Genomic DNA, 21,327 nt, shown 5'->3' with positions numbered 1-21,327 from the left:
GACGGCTGGCCGGACAACGCCGTGGTCGCTCTCCCCGACGGCGGCTGGCAGAACCTGCTGACCGGCTCCCACCACACCGGCGAGTTCCGGCTCGGCACCGACCTGGGCGGCTGGCCGTGCGCACTCCTGGAACGCGTCGGGTGATTTGCCCCAGGGTGCCGCCTGTCCTCCGTTAGGCTGGCCTACCGACGGCTGGTTACGCTGGGGGGAACGCCACGTGACCCGAAGGGAGGACATCGATGGGTGTCTTCGACCGCGTTGAGAAGAAGCTCGAAAACGCAGTCAACGGCGCATTCGCGCGCGCCTTCAAGGGCGATGTCCAGCCGGTCGAGATCACCGCCAGGCTGCAGCGCGAGCTCGACCACGAGGCCAAACTGCTCGACCGCGAGCGCAAGCTGGTGCCCAACGACTTCCGGGTCTCACTGTCCACCCACGACTACGAGCGGCTCACCCCCTACTCCAAGACGCTGAACTCCGAGATCGTGCCGCAGTTGCGCGAGTACGCCACCGAGCGCGGCTACATCTTCAACGGCCCGGTCACCATCGAGTACCAGCAGGACGCCGCCCTTCCGGTCGGCCGGTTCACCGTCTCCTCGGCCGCCGTCGCCGGGGTGGACGCCGCCGAGCCCGCCACCCCGAGCGTGATCCGTGCCGCCGGCCTGGTGGTCGAGGTCAACGGCGTCCGCCACCCGCTGACGCCACCCGGGCTGACCATCGGACGCGGCACCGACGCCGACCTGCGGATCAACGACCCCGGGGTGTCCCGGCTGCACGCCCGGATCGTCGTCCAGGGCACCGGCAGCGACCAGCAACTCCGGGTCGAGGACCTCGGCTCCACCAACGGCATCGTGGTCGATGGCCAGCGGGTCCGCCATGCCGGCCTGGCCGTCGGCAGCCGGATCGAGATCGGCTCGACCAGGTTGGCCATCACCTCTCCGGTGGATGATGTCTGAGCTCGTCGTCCTGCTGCTCAAGCTGGGCTTCCTGGCAGCCCTGTGGCTGTTCATCCTGTTCACCGGCAATGTGGTGCGCACCGACCTGTTCGGACGCAAGCTCTCCCCGGCCGAACTGGCAGCCTCGGGCGCGCCCGTGGAGCACCCGGCGCCGACCCTGACCAAGCGGGCCGAGCGCAAGCTTCCCCGAACCCTGAAGGTGACCCACGGCTCGCAGGCCGGCACCATCCTCCCGCTGGGCCAGCCGATCCTGATTGGACGGGCCCAGGACTGCCAATTGCTGCTGGACGATGACTACGTCTCCACCCGCCACGCCCGGGTCTTTCTCGGCGAGGGTGGCTACTTCGTCGAGGATCTCGACTCCACCAACGGAACCTTCGTGAACAACCAGCGGATCGGCGTGCCGACCCCGCTCACCCCCGCCGACATCCTCCGCATCGGGCGGACGCTGATGGTGCTGGAGAAGTGAGATGAGCCTCGCCCTGCGCTACCGGGCGCACTCCGAGATCGGACTGGTCCGCAAGAACAACCAGGACTCCGCCTACGTCTCCCCCACCATGCTCGTGGTGGCGGACGGCATGGGCGGCGCCGCCGCGGGCGACCTGGCCAGCGCGGTGGCGATCAAGGAACTTCGCGCGGTGGACGGCGACCACACCGGCCAGGAGATGCTGGCGGCCTTCGACCGGGCGATCTCGAATGCGACCGAGCAGGTCTCTCTGCTGGTGCGATCCGACCCGACTCTGGAAGGTATGGGCACCACCGTCTGCGGAGTGATGTTCGACGGCGAGCAGCTCGGCCTGGCCAATATCGGCGACTCTCGCGCCTACCGCTTTCGCGACGGCGCGCTCACCCGGCTGTCCCGGGACCACTCCTGGGTGCAGACCCTGGTCGACGAGGGGCGGATCACCGAGGCGGAGGCACTGGAACACCCGCATCGGTCGCTGATCCTGCGGGTCGTCAACGGCCAGTCCCAGCACATCCCCGATCTCGAACTCGCTCCGGTCGAACTCGGCGACCGGCTACTGATCTGCTCCGACGGGCTGTGCGGTGCCGTCACCGACGCCCAGATCGAGGCGCTGATGACCGGCGACCTCGAGCAGGTGATGCAGCAGCTGGTCCAGCTGGCGCTCGACGCCGGTGGCCTGGACAACATCACCATCGTCCTGGCCGACGTGGTCGAGGGCGAACGCACCGGCCCCAGCGAGGTGCTCGGGTCGGCCGCGATCATCGACCTCGACGGCCCGTTCGACACCACCACGATGCGGTTGCCGTCGTTGTTGAAGGCGGACGAGGCCCCGTCCGCCGATCCGCTGGTCGGCGAGCAGGCCCGCTACTCCCCGACCGCCTCGGGACGGCCGCTGGCCTGGCTGAAGACCACGCTGGTGGTGCTGCTGGCACTGGTGGTGGCCGCCGGCGGGGGCTGGGCCTGGTACTCCTACACCCAGCGCCAGTACTACGTCGGCCCGGACGGACAGACCCTCGGCATCTTCCGCGGCATCCCCGAACCGCTGTTCAACCTGCCGCTGAACACCCTGGAGGTCCGCGACCCCACCCGGGTGGACGACCTGCCGCCGTACTACCAGGAGCAGGTGCGCAGTTACATCCGGGCCAGTTCGATGCCGGCCGCCCAGGACGTCGTCTCGGCGCTGCGCACCAAGGCCCTGGAGTGCATCGCCCAGCGCGAGGAGCGCGCCCGCGCCACGCAGGCGCCGTCGCCGTCCAGCTCCGCAACCCCGGACGGCACCACCCCGGCCAGCTCGCCCACTGGCTCCGCGCCCGCGTCCTCGCCGTCCAGCTCGCAGGCGGTGACCCCGTCCAGCCCGGCCCCGTCGTCCACCCCCACACCGGCAGCCAGCATTCCACCGGCCCCGGAGGACTGCTGATGGCTGACGTCGTCGTCTACCGCAAGCGGCGTGGCGTCGAGGCCTTCATGCTGGTCCTCGCACTGGCGGTCGGCCTCGGCGGCTACTTCCTGACCCACCTGAACCTGGAGAACCGGCTGCCGGAGGGCTGGCCCTGGGCGGTGGGGATCTCGGTGGGCCTGGCCGCCGCAGCCCATCTCGTGGTGCGCTGGCGGATCCCCTACGCCGACCCGCTCATCCTGCCGATGATGGTGCTGCTCAACGGGCTGGGAGTGGCGATGATCCACCGCCTCGACCTCGGCTCCAACAAGGCCATGCACAGCGCCGAACTGCAGCTGACCTGGACGGCGGTGGCGGTCGCCGGGTTCATCGCGGTGATCGTGCTGCTCAAGGACTATCAGGTGCTGCGGGCCTTCCCCTATCTCACCTTCCTGGTCGGCCTGGTCATCCTGCTGCTGCCGCTGGTGCCCGGCCTGGCCCGGGCGAACAACGGCGCCCAGATCTGGATCCAGATCGGCCAGTACAGCTTCCAGCCGGCCGAGATCGCCAAGATCGTGCTGTCGATCGCCTTCGCGGCCTACCTGGTCGAGAAGAAGGACGTGCTGGCGCTGGCCGGCGGCAAGCTGGGCCCGATCGTGCTGCCCCGCCCCCGCGATCTCGGGCCGATCCTGATCATGTGGCTGGCCAGCATGGCGATCCTGGTCTTCCAGAAGGATCTCGGTACCTCGCTGCTGTTCTTCGGCCTGTTCGTGATCATGCTCTACATCGCCACCGAGCGGTCCGGCTGGGCCGTTCTGGGCGCGGCGCTGTTCCTGGTCGGCGCGGTCGCCGCCGCCACCGTGTTCAGCCACGTCCAGGTCAGGGTCTCGTCCTGGCTCGACCCGTTCTCCGACTACGACCGCAACTACCAGGTCATCCAGGGGCAATTCGGGCTGGCCTGGGGAGGCCTGTTCGGCACCGGGTGGGGACTGGGACGGCCCAATCTCACCCCGCTGGCCAAAAGCGACTTCATCGCCGCCGCGATCGGCGAAGAACTCGGCCTGGTCGGGCTGACCGCCGTGATGATGGTCTACGCCCTGATCACCACCCGCGGCCTGCGAGCGGCGCTTGGCGCCCGGGAGCCCTTTGGCAAGCTGCTCGCCGCCGGGTTGTCCTTCGTCTTCGCGATCCAGGTGTTCGCGATCCTGGGCGGCGTCACCCGGCTGCTGCCGCTCACCGGCCTGACAACGCCGTTCATGTCACAGGGCGGCTCGGCGCTGCTGGCCAACTGGGTGATGATGGCGCTGCTGCTGGTGGTCACCCACCACGTCCGCAAACCCGTCGTCGGCGTCCCGGCCGACCCGGTCACCTCGCTGGCCGACGAGTCCACGGTGGTGGTGGCCGTCGGTGCGGCGGCCAACGGGGACGAAACCGAGGCGGCGGAAGTCCCGGTCGCCGCGGTGCCCGCGGGCCCGGCGGACGCCTTCCGCGGCAACATCTTCGCTCCCCCCGACGACGCCGTCACCGAGGCGATCGCGGGCCCGGACTCGGCCACCGCCCCGATCCGGAGGACGCAGCCATGATGAACCGGCCGATCCGCAAGGTGGCGATCCTGACCATCGCCCTGTTCACCGCGCTGATGCTCAACCTCAGCGCGAGCTACCTCTTCCGCAGCGACGCGCTCAACGCCCGTCCGGAGAACCTGCGGGTCAACGATGCCCGGTTCTCCGCCGACCGCGGCCCGATCATGGTCGGCAACGCCCCGATCGCCGAGTCGGACCCGGTGAAGGACAAGTACAAGTTCCAGCGCAGCTACCCCTCCGGCGAGCTCTACGCGCCGGTCACGGGTTTCTACAGCTACCTGTACGGCTCCTCCGGGCTGGAGAACACCTTCTCCTCCCAGCTCGCCGGGGTGGACGACTCGCAGTTCCTCGACCGGCTGGTGCACCTGGCGTCCGGATTCAGCCCGCGCGGCGCCACCGTCGAGACCACGCTGAACGCCAAGGCCCAGCGCGCTGCCTGGCGGGGCCTGGACGGACGCAAGGGCGCCGTGGTGGCGATCGACACCTCCACCGGAGCCATCCGCGCGCTGGTGACCAGCCCGAGCTATGACCCGAACGTGCTGGCGGTGCACGACACCGAGAAGACCACCACCGCCTGGGACAAGCTCAATGCTGACCCCGATCGCCCGATGGCCAACCGGGCAGCCCGCGAGATCTACCCGCCCGGCTCCACCTTCAAGGTGGTGGTGGCGGCCGCCGCCCTGGCCGCCGGGATGACGCCCAGCAGCGAGATCGACGCCACGCCGTTCAAGCTGCCCGGCTCGACGGTGGTGATCAGCGGGAACTGCGGCGGCACCAGGATCACCCTGCAGCAGGCGCTCGAGGTTTCCTGCAACCCCGGTTTCGCCCGGCTCGGCGTCCAACTGGGCGCGGACGCGTTGCGCGAGCAGGCGGAGAGGTTCGGCTTCGGTTCGACCTTCCTCACCGACATCAAGTCCGCGGCCTCGAAGTTCCCTGAGTCCCCCGACGATGCCCAGACCGGGATGAGTGCGATCGGCGAATTCGAGGTCGCCGCCAGCCCTCTGCAGATGGCGTTGGTGGCTGCCGCGGTCGCCAATGACGGTGTGGTGATGAAGCCCTACCTCGTCCAGCGGGTGGTTTCTGCCGATCTCACGACGGTGATCAGCGACACCCGTCCCAGCCAGGCGTCGAACGCCCTGGGCGCCTCCGATGCCGCCGGACTGCGCCAGATGATGATCAGCGTCGTCGAGAATGGCACCGGCAGCCGGGCGCAGGTGGACGGGATCACCGTCGGAGGGAAGACCGGAACCGCGCACTCGGACAATGTGCGCCGGCCGTACGCCTGGTTCATCGCCTTCGCCGAGGAACTCGATCTGGCGGTTTGCGTCTTCGTCGAGGACGCCGAGATCCCCGCCACCGACATCGCCGGCGGACGTCTTGCCGCACCGATCGCGAAAGCGGTGATTGAGGCCATGCGATGAGGATTGGTTGGGTACGCTCGCGTCCATTCGGTCACAATGGGGCAGAGGTGCGTCTGCCCGGCGCGGGCGGAGCGCAAGGAAAGGAATCAGCTGATGACTGACGAGCCGACCCTGTTGGGCGGTCGCTATCAGCTTGGCGGCCTGCTCGGGCGCGGTGGCATGGCCGAGGTGCACCGGGCACGCGATCTGCGGCTGGGACGGGAGGTGGCCGTCAAGCAGCTTCGCATCGACCTGGCCACCGATCCCACCTTCCAGGCCCGTTTCCGGCGCGAGGCCCAGGCGGCAGCCGGGCTGAACCACCCCAACATCGTCGCGGTCTACGACACCGGCGAGGAGGCCGACCCCGCCACCGGGGTACACGTTCCCTACATCGTGATGGAGTTGGTGGAGGGGCACACCCTGCGTGAGATCCTGCGCACCGGGCGGCAGATCCAGCCCGAGAAGGCGCTGCAGTTCACGATGGGCGTGCTGGACGCGCTCAACTACTCCCACAAGGCCGGCATCGTCCACCGCGACATCAAGCCCGCCAATGTCATGCTCACCTCCAACGGCGTGGTGAAGGTGATGGACTTCGGTATCGCCCGGGCGGTGGCCGACACCTCGGCAACGATGACCCAGACCGCGGCGGTGATCGGCACCGCCCAGTACCTGTCACCCGAGCAGGCCCGTGGCGAGACCGTCGACAACCGCTCCGACATCTACTCCGCGGGCTGCCTGCTCTACGAACTGCTGGTCGGCCGGCCGCCGTTCCAGGGCGACTCCCCGGTGAGCGTCGCCTACCAGCACGTCCGCGAACAACCGGTGGCGCCGAGCGCGATCGACCCGATGATCACCCCGGCGATGGACGCCATCGTGCTGAAATCGCTCGCCAAGGATCCCGCCGACCGCTACCAGACCGCCGCCGCGATGCGCGCGGACATCGGACGGCTGCTGGCCGGACAGGACGTCACGGCGCGCTCGCCGTACCCGCCGGTGCCGCTGCCCGGTTCGGCAAACGCGCCGACCGTGGTCGCCCGGTCGGCTGTGCCGCCGTCCCAGCCGACCACCGTGCTGCCGTCGGAGTCCGAGCTGACCGGCACTGCGACCCGGGCGATCGAGCCGGTGAAGCAGCGCCGCAACCTGACCTGGCTGTGGGCCGTGCTCGGTGCGCTGGCAGTGGTCGGGATCGGCGCCTGGGTCTACACCTCGCTGTTCCCACCGGCCGCCCCGGTGGTGCTGGTCAAGGTGCCGATGGTGATGACCATGAAGGTGCCCGAGGCCTCGCAGGTCCTGGAGGACGCCGGGCTGAGGATCAAGACCGAGGACGTCGAGGGCCCCGACGACAACACCGTCGGTTCGATCACCGACCAGGATCCGCTGCCCGGGCAGGAGGTCGAACCGGACACCGTCGTCACCGTGCAGGTGAACGTCGGACCGAAGAAGGCGACCATTCCGACCGGCCTGAAGTCGATGAGCTACAAGGACGCGGTGAAGCTGCTGGAGGAGGCGGGCTTCACCAACGTCCAGGCCGAAGAGGATCCGAACGAGCCGATCACTGCCAAGACCAACGAGGTCACCTCGGTCAACCCGGACGAAGGGGCCAGCGTCGCCCTCGACCAGGAGATCATCGTGTACTACGCCACCGGCGAGTCGATGGTGCCGAACCTGCGCCAGCTGGACAAGGCAGCCGCCATCAAGTTGGCCAACCAGTCCGGCTTCGAGAACATCGTGGTCGAGACGGAGGAGACCGAGACCACTGCCGAGGGACTGGTCTTCAAGCAGGATCCAGGCCCCGGCCAGCTGTGGAAGCGGACCAAGACGATCACCATCACGATCGCGAAGAAGCCGTCGGCGCCACCCACCTCGGCGACGCCGACCGAGCCGACGAACTCGCCGACGTCCGAACCGTCCTCGTCCGAGGAGCCGGACGATTCCGGCGACCAGGGCGGCGGGTAGGCAGGTCCGGGTTCAGGCCTGCATGCCGGGGGCGACCAGCGGGCTGAGCCCTGCTGCCCTGGCCGGCGCGTCGGCGTCCCCGCAGACTGCCAGCCAGTTGCCCAGCATCTGGTAGCCGCCCTGGGTCAGCACGGACTCGGGGTGGAACTGCACGCTCTCGACCGGCAGGCTGCGGTGCCGCAGCCCCATGATCACGCCCGACTCAGAGCGCGCGCTGACCTCGAGGTCGGCCGGGACGGTTGCCGGGTCGAGCGCCAGCGAGTGGTAGCGGGTGGCGGTGATCGCCGGCGGCAGGCCGGTGAACACCCCTCTGCCGTCGTGGTGCACGGTCGAGGTCTTGCCATGCAGCAGTTCGGGGGCGCGCACCACCGTCCCGCCATAGGCCACGGCCATCGACTGCAGGCCCAGGCACACCCCGAACACCGGCAGGGCGGCGGGATGGTTGCGGATCAGGTCGACGCAGACCCCGGCCTGCTGCGGCGTGCCCGGCCCCGGTGAGACCAGCACGCCGTCGAAACCGTCGGACCAGTCGGCGGCGGCGAACCGGGGGTCGTCGTTGCGCCAGATCTCGACTTCGGCGCCAAGCTGGGCAAGGTACTGGACCAGGTTGTAGACGAAGGAGTCGTAGTTGTCCACGACGAGGATGCGGGCCATGGCGACCATTGTCACCCATGCACCGCGGGCACCCGCCCGCTGTCGGCGGGACGGGACGCCGTCCTCGCCGCAGGCCCGGTCACAACCGGACCCGCCGGGGGCAGGCGGGTGCGCCTGAGCACTCGTCCCGGCTGGAATCTCCGGACTGTGGGGCGATCAGCCGGCGGGCCTGGCGTAGCGCAGCCCGACGCTGCCCTGGAAGCCCGGCATGGCGACCTCGTCGACCCGCTGCTGGGCGTAGCCCAGACGGTAGGCGGTGACATACTCCCGGTAGGTCCGCAGGTACGCCGAGGTCGCCAGCGACGCTTCCATCCGCACCTGGTCACCGATCGCCGTGATCACATATGGCGGGGCGTAAGGGACGCCGTGCAGCAGGACGGTGTTGCCGACGCACTTGATGCCGGTCCGCGAGGTCACCCGCTGACCCTGGATGGTCATCGCCTCGGCGCCGCCCTCCCACAAGGCATTCGCCACCGCCTGGATGTCCTGCTGGTGGACGACCAGCAGTTCGTCGGCCACCCCGGCCGGTTTCACGCTGAGCGGGGCGTCGGCGAGGGTGACCGTGACGGCGGGGCCCTTGACCGGAGTGAGCGCCGCCTGCTGCGACAGCTCTGTCAGGTCGGCATCGGCGGGCTGGTCGGCCGAGAGATCCTGCGCGAGGGTGTCGACCTGAGCCCGCAGGGTTGCCACCCTGCTCGCGAGTTCGGCGTTACGGTCGGCCTCGGCCCGGACCAGGTCGATCAGGTCGGTGGTCTGGTTGGGGCGCAGGTCGGCTCCGTCTGCTGCCAGCGCGCCGGTGGTCATCATCAGGCCCGCGGCCAGACAGGTGGCGAAGGTGGCCAGCTTGCCGGCGGTGGGACGCCGGCGACCCCAGCGCAGCGCACGGCGGACCCGGATCCGGGCCAGGGTCAGCGCGTCCACCACGCCGGCCAGCCTACGTCAGGAGCCCGCGGGCTTCCGACGCCCTGAGGCAGACCCACGGCGCACGCCGCCCCAGGGTGGACCCTCTCGGTACTGGATCGTTCAGTCAGGCTCCCGTGCCGGCATCACCTCCGGAGTCCGGCGACTCGGGTATCCTTGGGCCGTCCAGCCGCGCAGTACGAGGAGTTCCAGGTGCCCGAGTCGAGGGTCCGCAAGACCGCCGCCGAGAAGAAGAAGCAGGCGTCCAAGGAAAAGGTCTCTCAGGCACGCGCTGAGGAGAAGCGCCACGTCGTGGCCCCCGGCAGTCGCCAGTGGGTGGCGCCGGCGTTCATCACCCTCGGCCTGATCGGCGTGATCTGGCTGGTGGTCTACTACATCACCGCGTCGACCGGGATCCAGGTGCCGGTGATGACCGACCTTGGTGCCTGGAACGTCGGCATCGGCATGGTCTTCATGGCCGGTGCCTTTGCGCTGTCCACGCTCTGGAAGTAGCCGCCGGCAGCGCTCGGGAAGTAGCCGCCGGGCGCCGTCTCGTCAGACCAGCGGCTTGAGCAGCGGGAACAGGATCGTCTCGCGGATCCCGGCGCCGGTCAGCAGCATCATCAGCCGATCGATGCCCAGCCCCATGCCACCCATTGGCGGGGCGCCGAACTCCAGGGCTGCCAGGAAGTCCTCGTCCAGTTCCATCGCCTCGGGGTCCCCGGCCGCCGCCTTCAGTGACTGGGCGACCAGCCGCTCGCGCTGGATCACCGGGTCGATCAACTCGGAGAAGCCGGTGCCACGCTCGACCCCGCCGATGATCAGGTCCCAGGCCTCGATCAGGTCGGGGTTGCTGCGGTGCTGCCGGGCCAGCGGCTGGGCGATCGGCGGGTAGTCACAGACGAAGGTGGGCTGCAGCAAGGTGGGCTCGACGATCTCGCCGAAAAGTTCCATGACCAGCTTCTGGGCGACCCAGCCCGGGTCGTACTCGACGCCGCGCTGATCCGCGATCGCGCGCAGCCGGGCGGCGTCGGTGGCCGGGGTGATCTCCTCGCCGAGCGCCTCCGACAGGGTCGGATAGACCGGCTTCCAGGCCCATTCGCCGTCCAACTCGATCTCACCGGCCGGCGTCACGATGGTGCGGGTCCCCAGCGCGGTGTCGGCGGCGCGCTGGATGACCCGCTGGGTCATCGCGGCGATCGTGGTCTGGTCGCCCCAGGCCTGGTAGGCCTCCAGCATGGTGAACTCGGCCGAATGGCTGGAGTCAATGCCCTCGTTGCGGAAGATCCGTCCGATCTCGTAGACCCGATCGGCGCCGCCGACCATCGCCCGCTTGAGGTAGAGCTCCAGGGCGATCCGCAGCGTCATGTCGATGTCGAAGGCGTTCAGGTGGGTACGGAACGGACGGGCGGCCGCCCCGCCGTGCACCAACTGCAGGACCGGGGTCTCCAGTTCGATGTAGCCCTCGTCGTGCAGCACCTCGCGGATCGCGTGGGTGACCAGGGCGCGGGTGCGCACCATGTCGCGGGCCTCCGGGCGTGCCACCAGGTCGGCATAGCGCTGCCGCACCCGGGTCTCCTCGCCGAGGTCCTTGTGCAGCGTCGGCAGCGGGCGCAGCGCCTTGGAGGCCAGTTCCCAGCTGCTGGCGAGCACCGACAGTTCACCACGCTTGGAGGAGATCACCCGGCCGGTCACCGAGACGAAGTCGCCCAGGTCGACATCGGCCTTCCAGGCTGCCAGCGACTCCTCCCCGACCTCGGCCAGCGAGATCATGACCTGCAGCCGGGTGCCCGACTCGGCCAGTGTGAAGCCGTCCTGTAGGGTGGCGAAGCAGAGCTTGCCGGTGTTCCGGATGAACACCACCCGGCCGCTGACACTCACCACGTCCTGGGTCTCGTCCCCGGCCTCCAACTGCGCCCACCGCTGGTGCACCTGCGCGGCACTGTGGGTGCGCGGCACGGTGATCGGGTAGGGCGGCGCCCCCTCGGCCAGCAGCCGGGTGCGCTTGTCGTGCCGCACCTGCTCCTGTTCGGAGAGTTCGGGGTTGATCGGCTCAGTCACCGCCTTAGGCTATCGGGCGGCCCGGCCCAGGTCGGCATCGATCCACAGCTGTCGGCCCACCGGGCCGGCCACCGTTCCCCGTCCCCGCCGCGACCGCCACTCGCCACTCGCCACTTGCCGCTCGCCGCTCGCCGCTCGCCGCTCGCCACTCAGCTGCGGCCCGCTCAGCAGAATCCGGGCAATCCGGCGCAGGCGCGTGCACTATCCACTCCGGTCTGCTCTACTGCCCGGTTTCTGCACGACCTACAACTGGTGATGCCAGGTCCGGGGCGAGCCGGGACAGTCTCGTGCCTCGCCCCGGGACACGTACACAGGTATTGTGCATGATTATTGTGCACGTGTAGGCTGCCGCCATGAGCACCGACGACACAGCCGGATCCAGGCCCTTCTCCCACCTCGAACTCGACGCCACCGCGGTGAAGGTGCTGGCCCACCCACTGCGGTCCAGGCTGCTGTCGGCGCTCCGGGTCGACGGCCCGGCGTCCGCCACCAACCTGGCCACGCGGTTGCACACCAACACCGGCGCGACCAGCTACCACCTGCGCAAGCTGGCGGAGGTGGGCCTGGTCGCCGACACCGGACGGGGTCGCGGCAAGGAGCGGATCTGGCAGGCCGCCACGCAGAGCCACGGCTGGTTGAACTCCGCCTTCGCCGAGGACGAGGACGCCCGCACCGCGCTGGACTGGCTGGTTCGCAAGTACCACCGGGACTTCGACCAGCAGTACGCCGCCTGGCTGGACGTCGCCGACACCTGGCCGGCCCGCTGGCAGGACGTCAGCGGAATGAACGACACCTGGGTGGAGGTCACCGCCGCCCAGGCCCGCGCGATGTTCACCGAGATCGACGCCGTGATCGAGAAGTACCGCAAAGCCGGCGCCGGTCAGGCCGACGCCCGTCGGCTGCACAGCTATCGGATCGCCTTCCCGCTCGACCCGGCCGATCCGCCCGACCAGGACGCTGCCGGATGATCCCGCTGAACGCCGCCGCGGCCCGCCGGATCTTCCTGCTGCTCACCGTCACCCGCTGGTTCCCGGTCGGCCTGGTGGTACCGGTCACCACCCTGCTGTACCTGGAGCGCGGGCTGGACGTGGCGCACGCACTCACCCTGGCCTCGGTCGTCGGGCTGGTGGTCTTCGCCCTCGAGCTGCCGACCGCCGGCATCGCGGACACCCTCGGACGCCGGCCCGTCCTGCTGGCCGGAGCAGTCCTGCAGGTGCTGGCCGCGGTGCTGTACTGCACCGCGGACTCCTTCTGGGCGTTCACCGCCGCGGCGGTCGCGATGGGCGTCTTCCGCGCGCTGGACTCCGGGCCGCTGGAGTCATGGTTCGTGGACACCGTCCACCGCGAGCGCCCCGGTGCCGACGTCGACCGCACGCTGGCCCAGCAGGGCGCCGTCCTGGGCGTCTCGATCGCGCTGGGCTCGCTGGCCTGCGGTGGGCTGGTCTGGTGGCATCCGGTGCAGTTCTGGTCGGCGCTCACCCTGCCGTACGTGGCCTATGCCGTGCTGGCGGCCGTCCACCTGACGATGCTGGCGATGCTGCTGCGTGAGCCCGCCAGGCATGCGGACGGGAGGGTACGAGCCGCGCTGGCCACCGTCCGGCAGGTACCGGGCACCGTCGCGACCGGGCTCCGGCTGGCTCGCGACAACGGCGTGCTCCGGGCGCTGCTGCTGGTGGAGGTGTTCTGGTCGACGGCGATGGTGGTCTTCGAGTCTTTCACTCCGATCCGGCTGGGCGAGTTGCTGGCCGACAACACCCGGGCCGGGGCGCTGATGGGGCCGGTGGCCTCGGTGGGCTGGGCGGTGTTCGCCCTCGGCTCCGGGCTGGCCGGGTTGGCGTCGGCCCGGATCGGCGTGGCGAGGACAGCGCTGCTGGCCCGCGTCCTGAACGGGCTGGGGGCGGTCTGGATGGGGCTGGCCGGCGGGCCGGCCGCGCTGGTCGTGGCCTACCTGGCGACCTACGGACTGCACGGCTCGGGTGGCCCGGTCTACAACACGCTGCTGCACCGCGAGGCCGTCGCAAGCAACCGGACGACGGTGCTCTCCATGGCGTCGATGCTGGGCTTCCTGGCCTATGCGATCGCCTCACCGCTGCTCGGCTGGACGGCCGCCACGGTCTCGACCCCGGTGGCGATGGTCGCGGGCGGCGGGTTCAGCGTGCTCGGGGCGCTGTGCTTCGTCCCGGCGCTGCGGCGCGAGCGGCAGCGCGCCAGCGCCCCGGTCGGAGCGGACGGCCGCACGCCGGCGTGAGCGCAGCAGACTCGACAGCCGGGCGCCGACCGGTGCCCCCACCCCCGGTGTCGTGATCGTGCACCTCGACGTCGACAGTGGGCCTGGAAACGCCTTGGCGAAGCATCGAGCCGCAGGATTGCGACACTTCCGTCACGAACCTGGCTGACTGATGCTGGCCATCTGGCCCGCGACCGGCAGGTGCCGTCCCCACCAGTCCAGGATGGCGTCGAAGCGCTGCCGGCGGTGCCAGGGGCGGCCCGAGCGGGAGAGTTCGTGGTTCTCGCCGGGGAAGACCAGCAGCTCGGCCTCCACCCCGGCCAGCTTCAGCTCGGTGTAGTACCGCAACGCCTGGGAGAGCGGGCAGCGCAGATCCTGCTCGGAGTGCAGCACCAGAGTCGGGGTGGTGACCTGGCCGGCCAACAGCATCGGCGACTGGGCGTCCATCGTGGCCGGGTCGTCAGTGTTGTAGCTGTGCGGAAAGAACCAGCCGATGTCGGACGCGCCCACGAACGAGCGCGGGTCGAGATAGCCGCGCTCCACGATCGCGGCGGCGAACCGGTGGTCGTGGGCGATGATCCAGGCGGTCAGGTAGCCGCCGTAGGAGCCGCCCATCACCCCGACCCGGTCACCGTCCAACGCGGGGACGGTGACCACTGCGTGGTCGAGGAAAGCCAGCACGTCGGCCAGGTCGCGATCGCCGAAGGCGCCCCGGATGGCCGCCCCGTGCGCCTCACCGTAGGTCGCCGAGCCCCGCGGATTGCACATCACCACCGCGTAACCGGCCTGTGCGTAGACCTGCGCCTCGTCGAAGAAGGCCGGCCCGTAGGCCGCGAACGGACCGCCGTGGATGGTCAGCAGCACAGGATGCGGTCCCTCACCTTCCGGTACCACCACCCAGCCGGGCACCGCCGTACCGTCCGGGCTGGTGGCGATGAGTTCACGCGCCGGGAGCGGCGTGGCGACCTCGCGCAGCCGCGCCCCGAAGTCGGTCAGCAACCGCGAGTCGGCGCCCACTGCCGCAACCTCGCCGGAGCTGGACGGGGTGGCCACCGCCGCCACGGCCCGTCCGCTTGCACCGGCGATCCCGGAGACCGAGGCGCCGGCGGGGAGCTCCATCCGCGTCCAGCTGCCGTCCGGCCAGAAAACGACCGGTACACCCACCCCACGCTCGGCCAGGACGGCCAGCACCACACCGTCGGCCGGGTCGGCATCGAGGTCAGTGAAGTCGAGGTCGGCGGGATCGGTGAGCCGGACGGCCGGCCCGTCGCTGCAGGGCATCCGCCAGACCGCCGCATTGCGGGCGACATGGTCTCGTCCGGTGGGGCCCAGATCGGTCCCCAGGAACCACAGGTCGCCCCACACCGTCACCGGCGAGCTGACCGCGAGACTGGTACCGATCACGGCAGGATCGGTGAGCAGGGTCGCGGCGCCGGTGGCCAGGTCGATCCGGTAGAGGTCTTCACGCAGGTCGGTATCACGGCCCTCATGGCGGGCGGCGACCACGATCGCCGACTCGCCTGCCACCACCGGCTGGCTGTGATCGAAGTCGCCCTCGGTGAGTTGCCGGGCCTGCGGAACCAGTGAATGGTCGCCGGCATCGGCCTTCGCCGCCCGGCCGACCGGCGTGACCGGCGGCTCGTCCCCCGGGTCGGGCAGGGTGACGACGAACAGGTGGACGCGCTGGTCGGCGGTGTAGCCGCGGCCGTTGAGCTGGAAGGACAGACCGGTGATCCGGCGCGGGTCCTCGGCTGCGGCGGGGACGCCGTCCAGCGTGCCGTAGCGACCCTGCTGTGGGACGGCGGCGGTGAAGACGATCCGGGAGGAGTCCGGGGTGAAGGCGAACTCGGCCACCCCCAGCTTCCGGTCGGTGATCACCATCGGCTCACCGCCACCGGCCGGAACGATCGCGAGCTGGGGTGGGCCGTCGGGGGTCGCCCGCAGGAAGCCGATCAGCCGGCCGTCCGGGGAGAGCCGGGGGGCGGTGTCGCGGAAGCCACGGGTGATCCGCGAGGGAGCCGAACCATCCAGCGGCACCCGCCACAACTGGCCGACATAGGCGTCCGCTGCGAAGTCGGGACGGATGGCGGAGGCCACCGCCCACCCGTCCGGGTGGACCGCCGGGCGGGACACGGTGACAAGACGATCCAGCTGCTCGGGCTTCATTTCCCGAGCCTAGCCCCGCCAGCGCCAGCCCGAGCGCTATTGACCGCCTCCCCTCCCGAACCGGCCGCCTGTCCTCGCGTCGAGAGCCAGGCCCCTGGGCGGAGCGGTCGGCGACAAGGGTGGCGGTCGGCGACAAGGGTGGCGGTCGCCAGCCGTGGGCCGGTTCCTTGGGCCGGGGTGGGCCGGACAAGACCATCGCGTGCAACGCCGGCTTCCGTTGCGCCCCAAGACCGCCACGCGCAGCGCCAGCTTCCGTCACGCCCTAAGCACGTCTACCTATTTGGTGAGTGAGTACTCACTCACTACACTTCCGTCCGTGAGCCGCGCAACTGCCATGACCCCCGAGAACCGCCGTCAGGCGATCATCGGCGCGGTCACGCCGCTGCTGCTCGAACACGGTACCTCGCTGACCACGCGGCAGCTCGCCGAGGCGGCGGGGGTGGCCGAGGGCACCCTGTTCCGGGTTTTCGAGTCCAAGCAGGAACTGATCGCCGCAGCCGCCCTGGCCGCTCTGGAGGCCGAGCCTGCGGTGACCCAGGTTGCAGACCTGCCCGAAGACCAGAACCTCACCGAACGGGTGACCGCGCTGCTGGCGATTCTGCAGCAGGAGATCCACCGCACGCGCGCGCTGGCGGTGGCCGTCTTCCACCGGCCGGCGGCCGGGCAGCCACCCGGTCCGCCACCGGGCCACCCGCCCAAGCCGTTCCACCACGACCGGCAGTTGCGGATGACCGATGCGGTCGCCAGCAGCCTGCAGGGGTACGCTTCCCAGCTGACCCTCCCGCCCCGGACGGCCGCCAACGTGCTTCAGGCGATGGCCTTCGCCTCCACCTTCCAACTCTCTGAGAACCACACTCTCGTCGAGCCGTCCGCCGTCGCCGACGTCGTACTCCACGGCATCACCCGAGGAAACCCATGATTCGTCTTCTCACCCGCTACCTTCGACCCTACGTCTGGCTGCTGGTAGCCGTTGTCCTGCTGCAGCTGGCCCAGTCGATCGCCTCGCTGTTCCTGCCCAGCCTGAACGCCCAGATCATCGACGACGGCGTCGCCACCGGCGACACCGCGGTGATCTGGCGGCTGGGCGCGATCATGCTGGCGGTCAGCCTGGTCCAGGTGGCCGGCCAGATCGGCGCCACCTGGTTCGGTGCCCGCACCGCGATGAGCTTCGGCCGTGACGTCCGCAACGCGGTCTTCTCCCGCGCGCTGACCTTCTCCGCCCGCGAGGTGAACAAGTTCGGCGCGCCGAGCCTGATCACCCGCAACACCAACGACGTCCAGCAGGTGCAGCAACTCGTGCTGATGACCGCCGTCATGCTGGTCTCCGCACCGCTGACCGCGATCGGCGGCGTCTTCATGGCGCTGCGGGAGGACGTCGGACTGAGCTGGATCATCCTGGTTGCGGTGATCCTGCTGGGCGTGCTGATCGGCTTCCTGGTCACCCACATGACCCCCCTGTTCCGCGCCATGCAGCAGCGGGTGGACGCGCTCAACCGAGTGCTGCGCGAGCAGATTGCCGGTCTGCGGGTGATCCGGGCCTTCGTCCGCGAACCCACCGAGGCGGCCCGCTTCGACCGCGCGAACGCCGACCTGGCCGACACCGCCACCCGGGCCGGGCGCTACATGATGACCATGTTCCCGATCGTGATGGTCATCATGAACCTCTCCCAGGTCTCGGTGATGTGGTTCGGCGCCCAGCGAGTGGCCGAGGGTCACCTGCAGGTCGGTCAGCTGACCGCCTACCTGGCCTACCTGATGCAGATCCTGATGAGCGTGATGATGGCCACGATGATGCTGATGATCGCGCCGCGGGCGCAGGTCTCGGCCGGCCGGATCAGCGAGGTCCTGGACACCCGCTCGTCCGTGGTGCCGCCCGACCAGGGCGTCACCACCGTCCCCCGGCATGGCGAGGTCGAGTTCGACCAGGTGAGCTTCTGCTATCCCGGCGCCGAAACCCCGGTGCTCGACCGGGTGAGCTTCGTCGCCCGGTGCGGTCAGACCACCGCCATCATCGGCTCCACCGGTGCCGGCAAGACCACCCTGGTCAACCTGATTCCGCGGCTGTTCGACGCCACCGCAGGTCGCGTCGAAGTGGACGGGGTGGACGTCCGCGAGCTCGACCCCGACCTGCTGTGGAGCCGGATCGGCCTGGTGCCGCAGAAGCCCTACCTGTTCAGTGGGACGGTGGCCAGCAACCTGCGGCTGGGCAAGCCTGACGCCACCGACGCCGAACTCTGGCACGCGCTGGAGGTCGCCCAGGCGAAGGGCTTCGTCGAGAAGATGCCGGACGGCCTCAACTCCCCGATCGCCCAGGGCGGCACCAATGTCTCCGGCGGCCAGCGGCAGCGGCTCTCGATTGCGCGCGCCCTGGTGCGCCGGCCCGAGGTGTATGTCTTCGACGACTCCTTCTCGGCCCTGGACGTCGCCACCGACGCCGCGCTGCGCACGGCCCTGGTCCCCGAGACCACCGACGCCGCGGTGATCGTGGTCGCCCAGCGGGTCTCCACGATCCGCACCGCCGACCAGATCATCGTTCTGGACGACGGCCAGGTGGTCGGGCTGGGTACTCACGAGGAGTTGCTCCGGAGTTGTCCGACCTACGCGGAGATCGTCGAGAGCCAGTTCCGCGCCGAGGAGATTGCAGCATGAGCCAGCACACTCCCAAGCCGGCACCGGTGAAGGCCAACGCCCGTCCCAAGTACGGCCCGCAACGCCGTGGCGGCGGCGGCCACGGCCCAATGGGCGGCGGCACCGGCGAGAAGGCGGTCAACTTCGGCCCCTCGCTGCGCCGCCTGCTGGGCAATCTCGGTCCGGAACTGCCGAAGATCTGGCTGGTGATCGGCATGATCATCCTCTCCACGCTCGGCTCCTCGGTCGGACCGCTGATCCTCGGCCAGGCCACCGACCTGATCTTCACCGCCCATGTGGTCAACGGCACCGGGATCGACTTCGCCGCCGTCGGCCGGGTGCTGGCCGGCGCGCTGGCGCTGTACATCGTCGCCGCGCTGCTGAGCTGGGGCGGCGGCCTGCTGATCAACGGCATCGTGCAGCGTTCGGTCTACCGGATGCGCGCCCAGGTCTCGTCCAAGATCGGCCGGCTGCCGCTGAAGTACTTCGACAGCCAGCCCCGCGGTGAGCTGTTGAGCCGGGTCACCAACGACGTCGACAACGTCGCGCAGTCCCTGCAGCAGACCCTCTCCCAGGTGCTGTCGAACCTGTTCACCCTGCTCGGCGTGCTGTTCATGATGTTCTGGGTGTCGCCGTTGCTGGCGGTCGTGGCGCTGGTCACGATCCCGATCGCGATGGGCCTCACGGTGGTGATCGGCAAACGCTCCCAGAAGTTGTTCGCCACGACCTGGAAGTCGACCGGCGAGCTCAACTCCCAGATCGAGGAGAGCTACACCGGCCACGACCTGGTGACCGTGTTCGGACGCCAGCGGGAGTCCCTTGCCCAGTTCAAGGCGAAGAACGCCGAGCTGTTCGACGCCTCCTTCGGCGCCCAGTTCATCTCCGGGATCATCATGCCGGTGATGTTCTTCGTCGGGAACCTGAACTACGTGGTGATCGCCGTGGTGGGCGGTCTGCAGGTGGCGTCCGGAACGCTCGGCCTGGGTTCGGTCCAGGCGTTCATCCAGTACTCCCGGATGTTCACCCAGCCGATCACCCAGCTGGCGTCGATGGCCAATCTGCTGCAGTCCGGCGTGGCCTCGGCCGAGCGGGTCTTCGAGGTGCTGGACGCCGAGGAGGAGCCGGCCGACGCCGACGGCCAGTTGGCGGTCACCGGTGGGCGGGTGGAGTTCGAGCACGTCGACTTCAGTTATGACCCCGACAAGCCGCTGATCACCGACCTGTCGCTGGTCGCCGAGCCCGGCTCGACAGTGGCGATCGTCGGCCCGACCGGGGCCGGCAAGACCACCCTGGTGAACCTGATCCTGCGGTTCTACGACCTGCAGGGCGGACGGATCACGCTGGACGGGGTGGACATCGCCAGCGTGCCACGCCGCGAACTGCGCAGCCAGATCGGGATGGTGCTGCAGGACACCTGGCTGTTCGGCGGCACCATTCGGGACAACATCGCCTACGGCAAACAAGGCGCGACCGAGGACGAGATCCTGGCTGCGGCCAAGGCCGCCTACGTGGACCGCTTCGCCCACTCGCTGCCCGACGGCTACGACACCGTGATCGACGAGGAGGCGTCCAACCTGTCGGCCGGTGAGAAGCAGTTGGTGACGATCGCCCGGGCCTTCCTGTCCGAGCCCTCCCTGCTGATCCTGGACGAGGCGACCAGCTCGGTCGACACCCGCACCGAGTTGCTGGTGCAGCGGGCGATGAAGAAGCTGCGGGCCGACCGCACGTCGTTCGTGATCGCCCACCGGCTGTCCACCATCCGCGACGCCGACGTCATCCTGGTGATGCGGAATGGCGCGATCGTCGAGCAGGGGACGCACGACGAGCTGCTCGCCGCCCACGGCCACTACTACCGGCTCTACCAGGCGCAGTTCGCGGCGGCCCTCACCGAGGACCCGAACGCCGAACCGGCCGAAGGGCAGGTGGCCTGAGCCGGCTCCACCCCACCGGTGCCCACCAGAACCGGAGCAAACAGGCCACCGGAGGTGTTCAGGTGCACTCACCTGCCCTGAAGCACCCGGTTCCTGGCAGGCAGACCAAGGTTCGAGCCCAGCCGAACCCGCTGACCAGGTCAGCGGCTGAGTAGGGTGGCGACATGGTCTCACCGCTCGCCGTGGCCGCCATGGCTGTCGTCCTGGCGGTGTGCGTGGTGGTGCCGCTGGGCGCTTTCGCCTGGATCGCCACCCGTCGCAACGCCGGAGGCGGACGCCGCTGGCCGGGGGTGTGGCGGGCATTCTGGGCCGGCGCGCTGGCGTTCACCGCCTCCCAGTGGCTGACCCAGATCCCGCTGATGACCTTCGTGGTGCCCGCGCTGGGGGCGGACGTCTCTGGCTTCCTACTGTCCGGACCGGTGGCGAGCTACACCGCCGGGCTGTTCGAGGAGACCGGAAGGCTGGTGGTGATGCTGCTGTTGCTGAAGGCCTTCCACCGCTGGATCGACGGCGTCACCTTCGGCTTCGGCCACGGCGGTATCGAGGCGATCACCCTCGTCGGTCTCACCATGGTGAACAATCTGGTGCTGGCCGTCCTGATCAACGCCGGTCAGTGGCCGACCATCGCCGCGGCGCTCCCGCAGGAGACCGCCGACCAGCTGTTCACCGCCCTCACGACTACCCCTCCGGCCACCTTCCTGCTGGCAGGGGTGGAGCGGCTGAGCGCGATCAGCCTGCATGTCGCCTGCTCGGTCATCGTCCTGGCCGGGATCGTCCACCGCCGCAAGGCGCTCGCCTGGCTGGTCGCGGTGGTACTGCACGGCAGCGTCAACCTGCTGGCCGTCCTCGGCCTGGCCGCGGGCTGGCCGGCACTGCTGGTCGAGGCCGCGCTGGCCGCGGTCGCGGTGGCGCTGTGGTTCGGCATCGCCCGCGTCCGGGGCTGGTTCAGCCAGCCGGACGCCCCCGTCCGGGCCTTCGCCGCACCACCGCCTCCGCAGTCTCCCCTGCCCTGACCCGCGCCGCCAGA

The 21,327-nt window shown here is 69.8% G+C and carries 16 protein-coding genes and 1 pseudogene; 13 read left to right on the top strand and 4 right to left on the bottom strand.

The genetic code is table 11. The features are described 5' to 3' along the window. Window positions 1-239: 239 nt before the first annotated feature. The 6 genes and pseudogenes from VB080_RS03305 to pknB all read left to right on the top strand — a co-directional run bounded on the left by VB080_RS03305 (window position 240) and on the right by pknB (window position 7,733). A complete protein-coding gene (locus VB080_RS03305; protein WP_323416995.1) occupies window positions 240-953 on the top strand; it encodes a DUF3662 and FHA domain-containing protein in 714 nt (237 codons plus the stop codon). After that, window positions 946-1,422, top strand: coding sequence for an FHA domain-containing protein (locus VB080_RS03300; RefSeq protein ID WP_323416994.1), 477 nt, complete (start codon window positions 946-948; stop codon window positions 1,420-1,422). Before VB080_RS03305 ends, VB080_RS03300 begins: the two co-directional genes overlap by 8 nt. Before the next feature lies 1 nt (window position 1,423). Then, entirely contained in the window at window positions 1,424-2,836 is a 1,413-nt protein-coding gene (locus VB080_RS03295; RefSeq protein WP_323416993.1) for a PP2C family protein-serine/threonine phosphatase, read from the top strand. Continuing rightward, a pseudogene (locus VB080_RS03290) lies at window positions 2,836-4,185 on the top strand (FtsW/RodA/SpoVE family cell cycle protein); the annotation flags it as partial. The gene VB080_RS03295 and the pseudogene VB080_RS03290, both read left to right, overlap by 1 nt. 191 nt (window positions 4,186-4,376) lie before the next feature. Further along, window positions 4,377-5,798, top strand: a complete 1,422-nt coding sequence (locus tag VB080_RS03285; protein ID WP_323417000.1) for a penicillin-binding transpeptidase domain-containing protein — start codon at window positions 4,377-4,379, stop codon at window positions 5,796-5,798. A 93-nt stretch (window positions 5,799-5,891) separates the two neighbouring features. Beyond that, window positions 5,892-7,733 (top strand): Stk1 family PASTA domain-containing Ser/Thr kinase, encoded by a 1,842-nt coding sequence (gene pknB / locus VB080_RS03280; protein WP_323416991.1) that lies wholly within the window; start codon window positions 5,892-5,894, stop codon window positions 7,731-7,733. A 12-nt stretch (window positions 7,734-7,745) separates the two neighbouring features. On the opposite strand, the gene VB080_RS03275 is transcribed toward pknB, so the two are convergent. Continuing rightward, complete coding sequence (locus tag VB080_RS03275; protein WP_323416990.1) at window positions 7,746-8,387, bottom strand: aminodeoxychorismate/anthranilate synthase component II; 642 nt, start codon at window positions 8,385-8,387, stop codon at window positions 7,746-7,748. 156 nt (window positions 8,388-8,543) lie between these two features. After that, window positions 8,544-9,311 carry a DUF881 domain-containing protein gene (locus VB080_RS03270; RefSeq protein WP_323416989.1) on the bottom strand — a complete coding sequence of 256 codons (768 nt, stop codon included), beginning with the start codon at window positions 9,309-9,311 and terminating at the stop codon, window positions 8,544-8,546. Between the two features lie 189 nt (window positions 9,312-9,500). On the opposite strand from VB080_RS03270, the gene VB080_RS03265 reads away from it, so the two are divergent. Further along, window positions 9,501-9,800: a cell division protein CrgA gene (locus VB080_RS03265; RefSeq protein ID WP_323416988.1), complete on the top strand. Its 300-nt coding sequence runs from the start codon at window positions 9,501-9,503 to the stop codon at window positions 9,798-9,800. A 42-nt stretch (window positions 9,801-9,842) separates the two neighbouring features. On the opposite strand, the gene lysS is transcribed toward VB080_RS03265, so the two are convergent. After that, entirely contained in the window at window positions 9,843-11,348 is a 1,506-nt protein-coding gene (gene lysS / locus VB080_RS03260; RefSeq protein WP_323416987.1) for a lysine--tRNA ligase, read from the bottom strand. A gap of 353 nt (window positions 11,349-11,701) precedes the next feature. Between lysS and VB080_RS03255 the strand changes: the two genes are divergently transcribed. After that, complete coding sequence (locus VB080_RS03255) at window positions 11,702-12,316, top strand: helix-turn-helix domain-containing protein (RefSeq protein WP_323416986.1); 615 nt, start codon at window positions 11,702-11,704, stop codon at window positions 12,314-12,316. Beyond that, window positions 12,313-13,596: an MFS transporter gene (locus VB080_RS03250; RefSeq protein ID WP_323416985.1), complete on the top strand. Its 1,284-nt coding sequence runs from the start codon at window positions 12,313-12,315 to the stop codon at window positions 13,594-13,596. The genes VB080_RS03255 and VB080_RS03250 overlap by 4 nt, the downstream gene beginning before the upstream one ends. A 132-nt stretch (window positions 13,597-13,728) precedes the next feature. On the opposite strand, the gene VB080_RS03245 is transcribed toward VB080_RS03250, so the two are convergent. Next, window positions 13,729-15,741 carry a S9 family peptidase gene (locus VB080_RS03245; protein ID WP_323416984.1) on the bottom strand — a complete coding sequence of 671 codons (2,013 nt, stop codon included), beginning with the start codon at window positions 15,739-15,741 and terminating at the stop codon, window positions 13,729-13,731. A 316-nt stretch (window positions 15,742-16,057) separates the two neighbouring features. Here VB080_RS03245 and VB080_RS03240 point away from each other — a divergent pair, with 316 nt between their 5' ends. From VB080_RS03240 to VB080_RS03225, 4 genes are all read left to right on the top strand, one after another. Continuing rightward, window positions 16,058-16,660, top strand: coding sequence for a TetR/AcrR family transcriptional regulator (locus tag VB080_RS03240; RefSeq protein ID WP_323416983.1), 603 nt, complete (start codon window positions 16,058-16,060; stop codon window positions 16,658-16,660). Next, the gene (locus tag VB080_RS03235; protein ID WP_323416982.1) at window positions 16,657-18,390 is read left to right on the top strand and encodes an ABC transporter ATP-binding protein; all 1,734 of its coding nucleotides are present in this window, start codon (window positions 16,657-16,659) and stop codon (window positions 18,388-18,390) included. Before VB080_RS03240 ends, VB080_RS03235 begins: the two co-directional genes overlap by 4 nt. Further along, entirely contained in the window at window positions 18,387-20,300 is a 1,914-nt protein-coding gene (locus VB080_RS03230; RefSeq protein WP_323416981.1) for an ABC transporter ATP-binding protein, read from the top strand. Before VB080_RS03235 ends, VB080_RS03230 begins: the two co-directional genes overlap by 4 nt. A gap of 164 nt (window positions 20,301-20,464) precedes the next feature. Beyond that, window positions 20,465-21,313 carry a YhfC family glutamic-type intramembrane protease gene (locus tag VB080_RS03225; protein ID WP_323416980.1) on the top strand — a complete coding sequence of 283 codons (849 nt, stop codon included), beginning with the start codon at window positions 20,465-20,467 and terminating at the stop codon, window positions 21,311-21,313. The last annotated feature ends 14 nt before the right edge of the window (window positions 21,314-21,327 follow it).

It is taken from the genome of Propionicimonas sp. (assembly GCF_034927565.1).
Classification (GTDB): Bacteria; Actinomycetota; Actinomycetes; order Propionibacteriales; family Propionibacteriaceae; genus Propionicimonas.
Note: the sequence above shows the minus strand (reverse complement) of the source record. Positions and strands in the feature narration are given on the sequence as shown.